The sequence below is a fragment of the Dermacoccus sp. BD5 genome, from assembly GCF_044878485.1.
GTDB lineage: Bacteria > Actinomycetota > Actinomycetes > Actinomycetales > Dermatophilaceae > Dermacoccus > Dermacoccus nishinomiyaensis.
Genome location: NZ_JANJER010000005.1, coordinates 151797 through 164712 on the forward strand (window position 1 = coordinate 151797; position 12916 = coordinate 164712).

At 69.1% G+C, this 12916-nt stretch carries 11 protein-coding genes; 8 read left to right on the forward strand and 3 right to left on the reverse strand.

Annotation, left to right across the window (positions count from 1 at the left end; genetic code table 11):
* The first annotated feature begins 123 nt into the window (after window positions 1-123).
* Both NQ706_RS06015 and NQ706_RS06020 read left to right on the forward strand, forming a co-directional pair.
* On the forward strand, window positions 124-666 hold the full coding sequence (locus NQ706_RS06015; protein ID WP_038566931.1) for a hypothetical protein: 543 nt from the start codon (window positions 124-126) through the stop codon (window positions 664-666).
* 264 nt (window positions 667-930) lie between these two features.
* Window positions 931-1365, forward strand: coding sequence for a hypothetical protein (locus NQ706_RS06020; protein WP_038570312.1), 435 nt, complete (start codon window positions 931-933; stop codon window positions 1363-1365).
* 26 nt (window positions 1366-1391) lie between these two features.
* Here the strand turns inward: NQ706_RS06020 and NQ706_RS06025 are convergent, their stop codons facing one another.
* A complete protein-coding gene (locus tag NQ706_RS06025; protein ID WP_404360573.1) occupies window positions 1392-2162 on the reverse strand; it encodes a GNAT family N-acetyltransferase in 771 nt (256 codons plus the stop codon).
* A 289-nt stretch (window positions 2163-2451) separates the two neighbouring features.
* Between NQ706_RS06025 and NQ706_RS06030 the strand changes: the two genes are divergently transcribed.
* From NQ706_RS06030 to NQ706_RS06050, 5 genes are all read left to right on the forward strand, one after another.
* Window positions 2452-4029 (forward strand): carboxyl transferase domain-containing protein, encoded by a 1578-nt coding sequence (locus tag NQ706_RS06030; protein ID WP_038570309.1) that lies wholly within the window; start codon window positions 2452-2454, stop codon window positions 4027-4029.
* A gap of 5 nt (window positions 4030-4034) precedes the next feature.
* Window positions 4035-6164 carry a biotin carboxylase N-terminal domain-containing protein gene (locus NQ706_RS06035; protein ID WP_051805632.1) on the forward strand — a complete coding sequence of 710 codons (2130 nt, stop codon included), beginning with the start codon at window positions 4035-4037 and terminating at the stop codon, window positions 6162-6164.
* Window positions 6165-6307: 143 nt separating this feature from the next.
* Window positions 6308-7483 carry an acyl-CoA dehydrogenase family protein gene (locus NQ706_RS06040; RefSeq protein ID WP_038566929.1) on the forward strand — a complete coding sequence of 392 codons (1176 nt, stop codon included), beginning with the start codon at window positions 6308-6310 and terminating at the stop codon, window positions 7481-7483.
* A gap of 74 nt (window positions 7484-7557) precedes the next feature.
* Window positions 7558-8103: a MaoC family dehydratase gene (locus NQ706_RS06045; RefSeq protein WP_235182002.1), complete on the forward strand. Its 546-nt coding sequence runs from the start codon at window positions 7558-7560 to the stop codon at window positions 8101-8103.
* An 88-nt stretch (window positions 8104-8191) separates the two neighbouring features.
* Window positions 8192-9025: a CoA ester lyase gene (locus NQ706_RS06050; RefSeq protein WP_038566927.1), complete on the forward strand. Its 834-nt coding sequence runs from the start codon at window positions 8192-8194 to the stop codon at window positions 9023-9025.
* An 84-nt stretch (window positions 9026-9109) separates the two neighbouring features.
* Here the strand turns inward: NQ706_RS06050 and NQ706_RS06055 are convergent, their stop codons facing one another.
* Together NQ706_RS06055 and NQ706_RS06060 are read right to left on the reverse strand one after the other, a co-directional pair.
* The gene (locus tag NQ706_RS06055) at window positions 9110-10924 is read right to left on the reverse strand and encodes an MFS transporter (protein ID WP_051805630.1); all 1815 of its coding nucleotides are present in this window, start codon (window positions 10922-10924) and stop codon (window positions 9110-9112) included.
* An 82-nt stretch (window positions 10925-11006) separates the two neighbouring features.
* Window positions 11007-11720, reverse strand: a complete 714-nt coding sequence (locus tag NQ706_RS06060; protein ID WP_081873580.1) for an LppX_LprAFG lipoprotein — start codon at window positions 11718-11720, stop codon at window positions 11007-11009.
* Window positions 11721-11841: 121 nt separating this feature from the next.
* Between NQ706_RS06060 and NQ706_RS06065 the strand changes: the two genes are divergently transcribed.
* Entirely contained in the window at window positions 11842-12750 is a 909-nt protein-coding gene (locus NQ706_RS06065; RefSeq protein WP_150112712.1) for an alpha/beta fold hydrolase, read from the forward strand.
* Window positions 12751-12916: the final 166 nt, after the last annotated feature.

Genomic DNA, 12916 nt, shown 5'->3' on the forward strand with positions numbered 1-12916 from the left:
ACCTCGACGGACTCCTCATAGCGCACCAACGCAGGCAGTCACCCAAAGAAGTCACCTCGCGAACGCCCTCGAAACATACGAAACCCTCTATCTTGGCCGCATGCGCAATCTGAAGATTGCTCCGTGGCGGCTGCCCTCGCCCTGTCCAGCTGTTCGTCAGAGGTCAAGAACACGAACGACGCCCCTGGCAGCATCACCCCCGCCTCGTCGGCCTCGTCAGCCGCCGGGGAAGGCGCGACACCTCAGACATCCAGCTCCGCGACCTCTACGTCATCTGACGAAGGCAACAGCAAGACCAAGCCCTTCGGATCCACGTTCACGTGGGACGACGGCGTCGCGATCACCATCTCGAAGCCTCAGCCCTGTCAGCCGTCTCCCTATGCAGCCTCTGACACCAAGTTCAAGAAGTTCGTCATCGCCGATGTCACGTTGAAGAACGGATCTAAAGAGCCCTACAACGCCATGACGCTCACGACCACAGCCACGAGCGGAGATAAGCAATCCGACGGGGTCTTCGACACCGAGAAGGGCATTGATCTGCCCACCGCTGACATTCTCCCCGGCAAGACACTCACTTGGAAGCAGGCCTACGGTGTCGACGCCACGGGCGACCTCGTCATCGCGGTTGAAAACGGCTTTGGCAACGCAAAGGGCTATTACAAATAGGACAGCGCCGACGGGGTTGGACAAGATCACTGCGGCGGCGATGATCATCACGGTACGGCCGCCTCTCATACGGAACTACTGCGGCGCCCCGTGAACCCGGAAGGGGACGGAGGGCCTCAGCGTCCGTTGTGCCGGTTCATCCTCAAGCCACCACATCGGCGTCAAGCCCCGGACATGAGAAGTCCCCTCAGCCGTGCGTGACGAGTTGGACACAAGCATGACCAGCGGGCCCTTGAGCCAGGGAGCTCAGCCTAAGGTCGATCTATGAACAAGACCAGCCTCCTCGCACTGGCTGCGGTTCTCGCCCTCGCCGGGTGCTCGAGCAACGACACCGACAAGGCCAAGGACGCCGCGACCAGTGCTGCGTCGCAGGCCACGAGCGCGGCGGCGAGCGCAGGCTCCGCAGCATCGAGCGCAGCCGGCGAAGCCAGCTCCGAGGCCGTCGGGGCGCAGGCCGAGCCGTTCACCATGCCCGATGAGACCGGCAAGACCTTGCAAGCCGCGCAGGACGACGTGCAGCGGGTCTCCGGCAACCCGCTCTACGTCTCGCACTCGGACGACGCGCTCGGCACGAGCCGCCCCCAACTGCTCGACAAGCACTGGAAGGTCTGCTCACAGACCCCTGCTGCCGGAACCGAGGTCAAGGACGGCGTCGACGTGCGGTTCAAGACCGTCAAGCTCGACGAGACCTGCCCCTGACGTAGCGTCGCCGACGCCACGCGTTGTCACGCCTCAGGGGCCTCGCGACGCTCCCTCACGCGAGAAGCTGGGCGCCGCATGGGCTGACCACCCTCATGGGCTCCGCTCAGACGAGACGACGGGGTGCGCCGGCCGTCACCCCAGGCGCGCGAACGGCTCAGGGTAGGTGAAGACGCCGCGCGGTCCGGCGCACGCCTGGCTTTCAGCGTCACCGTCGCGCCCCCAGCCGCCCGCGAGAGGACGCGCCTGGAAGAACTCACCCCATGACGGTCTGCGCTGATGCCGAGATCCGCAGCCCGCACGAAACCGAACCGCGCGTAGTAGCCCGGCTCACCCAGCAGGACGACGACGCTCGCACCTGCCTGACGTGCGGCGTCAAGGGTCGCCTCCATCAGCCGCGACCCGATGCCCTGACCCTGCCTCGACGGCTCGACTGACAACGGCCCCAGCGGGAACGTCGGCGCCCCGTCGAGGTCACCCCAGGTCGCCATCACGTGGCCGACGATTCTGTCCCCATCGAATGCGACGAACGCGAACCTCGGGTCGTACGAAGCCGATTCGCGAAGCCAGCCCACGAGCGTCGCCTCACCGGGAGCCCGGCGCACCCGGCGACGACATCGACGCCGCGCCCTCGTCGGACGGCCCGCAGGCCGCGGCCCGAGCGTCACGACGAGCGCCGCTCCCGCTCCCACAGCCGCCCGTCGCCAGGACTGAGCATGATTCGTGAATTCATCCCTGCGAGTCATCAGATCCCCCTGGACCCCCGCGGCCGTCGCAGCCTCGACGGCCGTCGCCATTCGGCCGGGCACATGCGCACCTCACTCACCGTGACGCTCGCCTCGCCGACTCGTATACCCCGTGGCACGAATGCGACACGGCCGGTCGACGACGCCGGCCGCCGCAAGCGGCCCACCGTCCACCGCTCACTTCGACGACTCCCGCCACGTGCTCGGGCGAGGACACCCGGGCAGACCTCCCCACTCACCGCAGTTGAGTTAATTGTGATTAACTGAATGTGCGAGTGATTCAGGTCACCTGGTCGCTCGCACCGACCCGTCCCACCGACGTCACGGGGTGAGCGAACGCATGGCCTTCGACCAAGCCGCCAACCGAGCCGAGCATCTGCGCCTGCTCGACGAGCTGAACGACAAGCTGGCCCGCGCTGCCAAGGGTGGCAGCGACAAGTCGCGCGAGCGCCACGTCGCCCGCGGCAAGCTGTTGCCGCGCGACCGCGTCGAGACGCTGCTCGATCCGGGCAGCCCGTTCATCGAGCTCGCGCCCCTCGCCGCCGAGGGCATGTACGACGACGAGTGCCCCGGCGCCGGCGTCATCGGCGGTATCGGCCGAGTCGAGGGTCGCGAGTGCGTCATCGTCGCGAACGACGCGACCGTCAAGGGCGGCACGTACTACCCGATGACGGTGAAGAAGCACCTGCGCGCGCAGGAGATCGCGCGCGAGAACAACCTGCCGTGCATCTACCTCGTCGACTCCGGCGGAGCGTTCCTGCCCAAGCAGGACGACGTGTTCCCCGACCGCGACCACTTCGGCCGCATCTTCTACAACCAGGCGACGCTGTCGGCGAAGGGCATCCCGCAGATCGCCGCCGTCATGGGCTCGTGCACCGCCGGCGGCGCCTACGTGCCCGCGATGAGCGACGAGACCGTCATCGTGCGCGAACAGGGCACGATCTTCCTCGGCGGCCCACCGCTGGTGAAGGCTGCGACGGGCGAGGTCGTCACGGCCGAGGATCTCGGTGGCGGCGACCTGCACTCGAAGGTCTCCGGCGTCACCGACCACCTCGCCGACGACGACCACGACGCCCTCATGACGGTGCGCAGAATCGTCAGCACGCTCGGGCCGAAGCCCGAAACCCCTTGGCGCACCGTGGAACCGCGCGACGCCGTGCATGACCAGGAACGCCTCTACGACGTCGTCCCCGTCGACCTGCGCACGCCGTACGACGTGCACGACGTCATCGAGACGATCGTCGACGCCGGCGAGTTCCACGAGTTCAAGGCCGAATACGGCAAGACGCTCGTCACCGGGTTCGCGCACATCCACGGCCACCCCGTCGCGATCATCGCGAACAACGGCGTGCTGTTCGGCGAATCCGCGCAGAAGGGCGCGCACTTCATCGAGCTTGCCGACAAGCGCAAGACGCCGCTGCTGTTCCTGCAGAACATCACCGGTTTCATGGTGGGCCGCGAGTACGAGGCCGGGGGCATCGCCAAGCACGGCGCGAAGATGGTGACAGCCGTCGCCTGCGCGCGCGTACCGAAGTTCACCGTCGTCATCGGCGGCAGCTACGGTGCCGGCAACTACTCGATGTGCGGGCGCGCCTACTCGCCGCGATTCCTGTGGATGTGGCCCAACGCGCGCATCAGCGTCATGGGCGGTGAACAGGCCGCGAGCGTGCTCGCGACGGTGCGCGGCGACCAGCTCGAAGCCGCCGGCACCCCGTGGAGCGACGACGACGCCGAGACGTTCAAGGCCCCGATCCGCGAGCAGTACGAGACGCAGGGCAACCCCTACTACTCGACCGCCCGCCTGTGGGACGACGGCGTCATCGACCCCGCCTCCACCCGCGACCTCGTCGGACTCGCCCTCGAGGCGTGCTCCGGCACCGACCTGCCCGACGTCAGATACGGCGTCTTCCGGATGTGAGTGAGATGACCCCGAATACGACCTCCGCCCCCGACACGAACGTCGAGAAGCGCGACATCGCAACGGTTCTCATCGCCAACCGCGGCGAGATCGCCGTCCGCGTCATGCACACGCTGCGCCGCATGGGCATCCGCAGCGTCGCCGTCTACACCGACGCCGACGCGAGCGCGCTGCACGTGCGCGAAGCCGACGTCGCCATCAACCTGGACCGTCTCGACGTTGCGCGCGGTGACGGCAACGCCCCGGTTCGCACGAACTACCTCAGCATCCCCGCCGTCATCGAGGCGTGCCGCATCAGTGGCGCCGACGGCGTTCACCCGGGCTACGGGTTCCTGTCGGAGAACACCGCGTTCGCGGCGGCGTGCGAGGAGGCGGGCATCGCCTTCCTCGGCCCCGGCAGCCGCGCCATCGAGACGATGGGCGACAAGATCACGGCGAAGACAGCCGTCAGCGCGTTCGACGTGCCCGTCGTGCCCGGCCTCGCCCGACCCGGCCTGAGCGACGACGAGCTCGTCGCGGCCGCGAGCGAGGTCGGTTTTCCCGTCCTCATCAAGCCGAGCGCCGGCGGCGGCGGCAAGGGCATGCACGTCGTCGAGCGCGCCGAGGACATGGCCGACGCCGTCGCGCGCGCCCGTCGGGAGGCCGCCTCGAGCTTCGGCGACGACACGCTGTTCCTCGAACGGTTCGTGCTGCGCCCGCGGCACATCGAGGTGCAGGTCATCGCGGACAAGCACGGCAACGTCGTGCATCTCGGCGAGCGCGAGTGCTCGCTGCAGCGCCGTCACCAGAAGGTCATCGAAGAGGCACCGTCACCGCTGCTCGACGACGCCACGCGTGCACGAATCGGCGAAGCCGCCTGCAACACAGCGCGATCCGTCGACTACGTCGGCGCGGGGACGGTCGAGTTCATCGTCAGCGCCGACGCGCCCGACGAGTTCTTCTTCATGGAGATGAACACGCGCCTGCAGGTTGAGCACCCCGTCACCGAACTCGTCACCGGCCTCGACCTCGTCGAGTGGCAGGTGCGCGTGGCCGCCGGTGAGCCGCTCGGGTTCACGCAGGACGACGTGACGCTGACGGGCCACGCCATCGAGGCGCGCGTGTACGCCGAGGACCCGGCGCGCGGCTTCCTACCCACGGGCGGCGAGGTCATCTCGCTGTCCGAGCCGACGGGCGCGGGGGTGCGCGTCGACTCGGGGTTGCGCGTCGGCACGATCGTCGGCAGCACCTTCGACCCGATGCTGAGCAAGGTCATCGCCCACGGCCCCGACCGCGCGTCCGCTCTGCGAGGTCTCGACGCGGCCTTGGCGAAGACGCACATCGGCGGCGTCGTGACGAACATCGATTTCTGCCGCTTCCTGCTCGCCGATCCCGACGTCGTGGCCGGGCGCCTCGACACCGGCCTGCTCGACGCGCGCGTCGCCGACTACGTCGCCACCCCCGCGCCCGACGGCGTGCTCGTCGCCGCAGCGTTGGCCTCGTTGGGGCTCGCCGGCGGTGGCGACCTGTGGGCCGGGCGAGACGGATGGCGCACCGGCCACAACAGCCCGCGGCGCGCCCGCTTCGCCGTCACCGACCTGAGTGAGGATGCCAGCGGCATCGTCGAGGTCGCCCTCGTGCATCACCGCGACGGTGATGACGTCACGATCAGCCGCGACGTGCCCGCCTCCGTGACGGCGGCCCGCGGCGACGGGGAGACAACGCGGCTCGCAGTCGTCATCGAAGGCGAGGAGACCGACGGCACAACGCGATTCGTCATCGACGCCGATGGCGAACGCCGCACGTACCGAACGACGATCTCGAGCGACAAGAGCGGTACCCGCACCGTCTGGGTCGACTCACCCGACGGGACGTTCTCGCTCAAGGAGGCACCACACGTCAGCCTGCGCGCGTCGGCTGCGGCCAACGCGGGTGGTGACATCACGAGCCCGATGCCGGGCGCCGTCATCGCCGTGCAGGTGGCCGATGGTGCCGAGGTGTCGGCGGGCGACGTCGTCGTCATCGTCGAGGCGATGAAGATGGAGCACTCCCTCACCGCACCGATCGACGGCATCGTCGAGATTCTCGCCCCCGCAGGCACTCAGGTGGCCGTCGACGAGGTGCTCGCTCGCATCACACCGCCCGACGGCTCCTGACCCCCTCCCTCTTCATCCCACCCCACTCTTTCCGCCTCTTCAGCCCACCGCCCCCGCCGAGCCCTGATCCTCCGCGTGCAAGTGCACCCGGGTGCACTTGCACGCAGAGGGGGTAGACGCCCGCACACCCGTAGGAGACCGCCATGACCGACTTCATCGCGCAGGGCAATCTGCCCGACGAGTACGCCGACCTCGCGAAGGGCGTGCGTGACTTCGCGCAGCGTGTCGTCGCGCCTGTGTCGGCGCAGCACGACAAGGACCACACGTTCCCCTACGAGGTCGTCTCCGGCATGGCCGAGATGGGCCTGTTCGGCATCCCGTTTCCCGAGGAGTTCGGTGGCATGGGCGGCGACTACTTCGCCCTGTGCCTCGCGCTCGAAGAACTCGCGAAGGTCGACCAGAGCGTCGCCATCACCCTCGAGGCCGGCGTCGGGCTCGGCGCGATGCCGATCTACCGCTTCGGTTCGCAGGAGCAGAAGGAGCAGTGGCTACCGATGCTCGCGTCCGGTGAGGCGCTCGGCGGCTTCGGTCTGACGGAGGCCGGCGCCGGTTCTGACGCGTCCGGCACGCGCACGACGGCCAAGGAAGACGGCGACGAGTGGGTCATCAATGGCTCGAAGCAGTTCATCACCAACTCGGGCACCGACATCACGAAGCTCGTGACGGTGACGGCGGTGACGGGCGAGTCGCAGACGGCTGACGGGCGCGTCAAGAAGGAGATCTCGACGATCATCGTGCCGACGAACACGCCGGGTTTCACGGCTGAGCCCGCGTACGACAAGGTCGGTTGGAATGCCTCCGACACGCATCCGCTGTCGTTCTCGGACGTGCGCGTGCCGAAGGCGAACCTGCTCGGCGAACGCGGTCGCGGGTACGCGAACTTCCTGCGCATCCTCGACGAGGGCCGCATCGCCATCGCGGCGCTGGCGGTCGGGGCGGCGCAGGGATGCGTCGACGAATCGGTGAAGTACGCAAAGGAACGTCAGGCGTTCGGGCACGCGATCGGCGAGTACCAGGCCATCCAGTTCAAGATCGCCCGCATGGAGGCGCGGGCTCACACGGCGCGTTCGGCGTACTACAACGCGGCGGCACTCATGCTCGCCGGCAAGCCGTTCAAGAAGGCCGCGTCCATCGCGAAGATGATCGCGTCGGAGGCCGCGATGGACAACGCCCGCGACGCCACGCAGATCCACGGCGGCTACGGCTTCATGAACGAGTACGTCGTCTCGCGTCACTACCGCGACTCGAAGATCCTCGAGATCGGCGAGGGCACCACCGAGGTGCAGCTCATGCTCATCGCCCGCGAACTGTCCTTGTGACCCCCGATGTTGCCCGGGTTTCGGGGCACGGGCGCCCCAAAACCCGGGCAACATCGACTCGACGAAAGGCCGTCATGCCCCTTCCTGAAACACCCCAAGACGCCTCGAGCGACGACGCCGCTACCGGCCCCGAATCGGGCGAGCGACAGCCCAAGCGCATCACGCAGCGTGGACTGTGGTTCGAGGAGTTCGAGGTCGGCGCGATCTACGAGCACCGCCCCGGACGCACCGTCACCGAGGCCGACAACGTGCTGTTCACAACGCTGACGATGAATACTCAGGCCCTGCACCTCGACGCCGAGTACGGAGCGGGGACGGAATTCGGCGAGCGCCTCGTCAACTCGATGTTCACGCTGTCGACGCTCGTCGGGCTGTCGGTCGCCCAGCTGACGATGGGAACGATCGTCGCGAACCTCGGGTTCAGCGAGATCAGCTTTCCCAAGCCGATGCGCCACGGTGACACGATGTACGCCGAGACGCTGATGGAGGACAAGCGCGAGTCGAAGTCGCGCCCCGGCCAGGGCATCGTCACGCTGCGGCACGTCGCGAAGAACCAGCACGGTGACGTCGTCGCCGTCGCCGTCCGCCAGACGCTCGTGAAGTGCGCGCCGTCGGCCTGATGCACACCTGGTGACGGTTGGGGTGGATGGGGACGTTCAGACGTCACCATCCACCCCAACCGTCACCGTCTACCGACCGGAGGAACTCATGGACACAAGCACCTCGTGGACGATGCCGGGGCCGGGCTGGCTCTTCTGCCCGGCGGACCGCCCGGAGCGCTACGCGAAGGCCGCTGCGGCGGCGGACGTCGTCATCCTCGATCTGGAGGACGCCGTGAACCCGGCGGACAAGCCCGCGGCACGTCAGGCCCTCATCGACGCATTCAACGGTGACGGCGCTCCTGACGTCGAGACGACCGTCGTGCGCGTCAACGCCGCGACGACGGACGAGTTCGCCGCCGACCTCGCCTGCCTGGAGCAGCTACCCGTCCGTCGCGTCATGCTCGCCAAGACCGAGACGCGCGCCGACGTCGACGCCCTGCCGGACCACGACATCATCGCCCTCATCGAATCTCCTCTGGGTGCCGTCAACGCGGCCGAGATCGCGGCCGCCCCGAACGTCGCCGGGTTCATGTGGGGCTCGGAGGATCTGACGGCGGGCCTCGGTGGGCGCCGCAGTCGCCTGGCCGACGGGAGTTACCACCCGATCGTTCAGCAGGTGCGCGGCAACGTCCTGCTGGCCGCGAAGGCGCACGGCTGCTTCGCACTCGACTCCGTGTTCATGGACATCGGCAACCTCCTCGCCCTGCGCGCCGAGGCCGACGACGCCGTCGCCATCGGTTTCGATGCGAAGGTCGCCATTCACCCCAAGCAGGTCGCCACGATCCGCGACGCCTACGCCCCGACCGATGAGCAGATCGACTGGGCCACACGCCTCATGGACGCGGCGAAGCGAGAACGCGGCGTGTTCACGTTCGAGGGACAGATGGTCGACGGGCCGGTGTTCAAGCAGGCCGAGCAGATCCTGCGACGCGCGAACTGACCGCGCTACCGCGAAACGGGCCAAAACCCCGAGCATTGATGAATCGCTCGCCGAACACGGTCGCGGTGGTCGGCGAGCCTGCACTCAACTTTCGACGCGGCGTGAACCGATGACCCGGCGCCCCAGGAAGAAGAACGCCAGCACCGCCGCGACGAGCGCCGCGATTCCTGCGCCGACGAACACGGTGTGCACCTGCACGACGCCCGCGTCGCGAACGGTCTGCTCGCTCGTATGAGCGGCCTTCTGCATCTCGACGCTGAACTGGTGCAGGCCGATCGCCGTCAGCAGTGCGAGGCCGACGACCATGCCCATCATGCGGCCGACGACGACGAGTGCCGACGTCACGCCGTGCGCGTCGTCGGGCGAGTCGGCGAGCGCCGCGTCGTTGACGGGCGCGATGGCGAGGCCGATGCCGAGGCCCGCGACGGCGAGCACGAGCGTCGAGATGACGACGCCGCCGAGCGTGTCGCGCCCCCACGTACTCATCGCGAGGATCGCGGCCCCGGCCATGATGAGACCGGGAGCGGCGACGAGGGCCGGCCCCACGCGGCGCAGCAGGAACCCGCCGAGGAACGCCCCGATGGGCACGGCGACGAGAAAGCGCAGCAGGACGAACGCGGCCGCCGTCTGCGAGTCCGTCAGCGTCAGTCGCGCGAGGACCGGGATCTCGACGACGATCGCGACGAGTGCCGTGCCGACGAGGAACGACACCAGTAGCGCGACGGGCACCCGACCCGCCAGGACGCCGCGTTCGATGAGCGGTCGCCGCGCCGTGCGATGACGGATGACGTACCCGACGAGCAGCACCGCCGCCACCGGCAGCAGCACGTATCCGGCGGGGCTGAGCACCTCCTTCGAGGTGTCGGCCGCGGCGAACGCCCACACGATGCAGGCGAGCGCGCCCGTCAGCAGCACGGCGCCGGGCAGGTCGACGGCGCGTAGCCGCGGCCACCACGTCCGTGCCGTCAGCGCGATGCCCAGCACGAGGACGCCGAGGCCACGCAATGCGATGGGGGTCGCCATGCGCGAGGTGTAGCCGTCGTACGGGACGAACGGCAGGCCGTAGTCGACGTCGGAGGTCAGCCGCTCCGGCGCCCACAGCGCGAGCAGGACGATGAGGGTTCCGACGAGCAACGCCAGCCACCCCAACCATCCGACGCTGCGGGCCACACGCCCGGGGCCTGACGACGCAGCAGCGACGCGGTGCGCGCCGTCGCCAGCCTCGGATGTCGACGCGCCGCGTCCGCCCACCGGCTCAACGCCATCACCCACTTCGGGCACCTGCGCGCTCGTCCGTCGCCCCAGCACACCGATCATGACGGCGAGCACGACGGCCGCTGCAGCGTTGACCCAGAAGATCGCCCGCCACGACCACACGGCGAGGATCGCGGCGCCGAGCAGTGGGCCGAGCACCGACCCCACTTCCTGCACCGCCGACACCATCCCGAGCGCCATGCCCCGTCGCCCGCGCGGCAGCAGATCCGCGACGAGGGCCAGCGTCGCGGGCACGAGCCCACCGCCACCGATGCCCTGGATGACGCGCCCGCCGACGATGACGGGCAGGTCGACGGCGAGCGCCGTCACGACGCTGCCGAGGCCGAACAGCACGAGGCACCACAGCAACACGCGTTGGCGCGAGACGAGGTCGGACAACCGGCCGATGAGCGGCAGCACGGCGATGTAACCGAGCAGGAAGCCAGACACGATCGGCGTCGCCCGTTGCAGTTCGTCGATGCCGAGGCCGACGCCCGCCATCATGTCCTGCAGCGCGAGGACGACGACGTAAGTGTCGGCCGCCGTCAGCAGCACGGCGAGTGCCGCCGTCGCGAGCAGCGCCTTCGAACGGGTGGCGATCGCCGGAACGTCGGCGTCGGGCGCGGTGGCAGCGGTGAGCGTCATGGGTCGTCGAGGTCTCTCGCGTCGGGGGCCAGTCGGCGGCCGGGTGCGTCACGAGCAGGGATGCATCACCGGCAGGCGGTGATCACGGCTGCTTGATGTCGACCTTCTGGTCGTACTTGGAGATGTCGATCGTGTACGTCGCGTCGGCCGAGTCGAAGAACGGGCCCGTGATGATCATGGTGCGCACCTCGTCGGAGTCGGTGAGGCCGACCTCGACGGTGTAGTCGCCGCGCGTCTTGCCGAAACCCATCGCCTTCGCGGCGCTCGGGCCGTCGAGCGTGCCCTTGTACGTCGTCACCTTCTCGCCGCCGACGAGCTTCTCGCCCGAACGCTTCATGTCCTTGCTCATGAGCGGCATCGCCGGGATGCCACTCGTCGCGTTGAAAAGCGACGTCGGGGACGGCACACCGAGCGACTTGAGGTTCACCGTCAGGTACTTGGGCGAGAAGCTCGGCTTCACCCAGTTCTTCTCGCCGATGCTGATGATGCCGGCCTTGATCTCGTTGCCCTGCGTGCTCGCCGTCACGTCACCCTTGAACGCGGCGGGCGAGTTGACGACGTCACCCTCCCCCGCCTTGAGCGCCGGTTCGTCCTTCGGCGCGGCCGAGCACGTCACCTTCGTGTGGTACCCGGACGTCTTGCCGATCTTGTCCTGCGCGGCCTTGAGACGCTTCGTCACGTCCTCGCCGCGGGAGGCGTTCGAATCGGACTTCTTCGCCGACGAGCACGCCGTCAGGGCGACGCTCGCGAGCGCTGCCGTCATGACGCTGCGGCGCGTGGGCATGTGGGAGGTCATGAGCTCACCTGTCCGTCGGGGGTCGTGAGCGGATGCTCACCTGTCGTTGTGACGCAGCCTATGCAATGCAGGTTCCGAAACGGGGCGGTTCACCGTCTCCGGGTGTGTTTGAGTGGGTCGCGTGAGCCACGAATTCGCCCGCACCACCGTCACCGCCGCCGACGGCGCGCGCCTCGCCGTCTTCACCGCCGAGCCGGCCGATCTCGCGCCCGACGCGCCGACCGTCGTCATGTCCCACGGCTGGACACTGAGCCACCGCTCGTGGGAACCCGTTGCGCAGCGTCTGCTCGATCGCGGCGGCGTGCGAGTCGTGCTGGGGGATCAGCGCGGGCACGGCGACTCGACGTTCGCCGGCGGCCGCATGCGCCCCGGCGACGAGACCGTGCGCGCGCTCGGCGAGGACCTCGCGAGCGTCGTCGCCGAGACGGCACCGGAGGGATCACCGGTCATCGTCGCGGGTCACTCGATGGGCGGGATGACGGTGATGGCGTTCGCCGGGCTGCACCCGGGGCTCCTGGGCGAGAAGGTCATCGGCGCGGTGCTTGTCTCGACGTCGTCAGGGCAGTTGCGCGGCTTCACCGTCCCCGGCGAGAAGTGGATCGTCAAGGCGCTCAAGCACGTTCCGCTCCGCCCGGGCCGTCTCGTCACCCTCGCCTCACAGCGCCGCGGCGGCTTCGGCATCGACCCGCGCGACGAAGACGTCCGGGCCACGCGCGACCAGATCGCCGCCACGCGCATCTCGACGAGCGGCGCGTTCTACACCGCGCTCATGGCGCACGACGAGCTCGCCGCGCTGGCCGCGCTGAGCAAGGTGCCCGTGCGCATCCTCGTCGGCTCGCGTGATCTGCTGACGCCGAAGCGCCACTCCATCGCTCTCGCCGAGGCCATGCCCGACGCTCACCTCGACATCGTGGACGGCCGGGGCCACATGCTGACGTACGAGGAGCCCGACCTCGTCACCGACGCCATCGGCGACGTCATCACGCAGGCCGGCGCGAACGATCAGGGCTCTGACATCACGTCCGCGTGACGCCGGGGCAATCGTGCGCCTGCCGCGGCCGCGCTCAGGCGTCCCGCTCGGGACGCCTGAGCGCGGCGCCCCCCCGGGGGGGGGGGCCCGGGGGGGGGGGGGGGCGGGGGGGGGGGGGCGGGGGGGGGGGGGGGGGGGGGGCGGCGCGGGGCCGGGGGGGGGGGGG

What these genes read in the sequence shown, in the direction of transcription:
- NQ706_RS06020 (WP_038570312.1), top strand. Translation starts at nt 931, where the DNA reads ATGAACAAGACCAGCCTCCTCGCACTGGCTGCGGTTCTCGCCCTCGCC.
- NQ706_RS06025 (WP_404360573.1), bottom strand. Translation starts at nt 2,162, where the DNA reads ATGGCGACGGCCGTCGAGGCTGCGACGGCCGCGGGGGTCCAGGGGGAT.
- NQ706_RS06030 (WP_038570309.1), top strand. Translation starts at nt 2,452, where the DNA reads ATGGCCTTCGACCAAGCCGCCAACCGAGCCGAGCATCTGCGCCTGCTC.
- NQ706_RS06035 (WP_051805632.1), top strand. Translation starts at nt 4,035, where the DNA reads ATGACCCCGAATACGACCTCCGCCCCCGACACGAACGTCGAGAAGCGC.
- NQ706_RS06040 (WP_038566929.1), top strand. Translation starts at nt 6,308, where the DNA reads ATGACCGACTTCATCGCGCAGGGCAATCTGCCCGACGAGTACGCCGAC.
- NQ706_RS06045 (WP_235182002.1), top strand. Translation starts at nt 7,558, where the DNA reads ATGCCCCTTCCTGAAACACCCCAAGACGCCTCGAGCGACGACGCCGCT.
- NQ706_RS06050 (WP_038566927.1), top strand. Translation starts at nt 8,192, where the DNA reads ATGGACACAAGCACCTCGTGGACGATGCCGGGGCCGGGCTGGCTCTTC.
- NQ706_RS06055 (WP_051805630.1), bottom strand. Translation starts at nt 10,924, where the DNA reads ATGACGCTCACCGCTGCCACCGCGCCCGACGCCGACGTTCCGGCGATC.
- NQ706_RS06060 (WP_081873580.1), bottom strand. Translation starts at nt 11,720, where the DNA reads ATGACCTCCCACATGCCCACGCGCCGCAGCGTCATGACGGCAGCGCTC.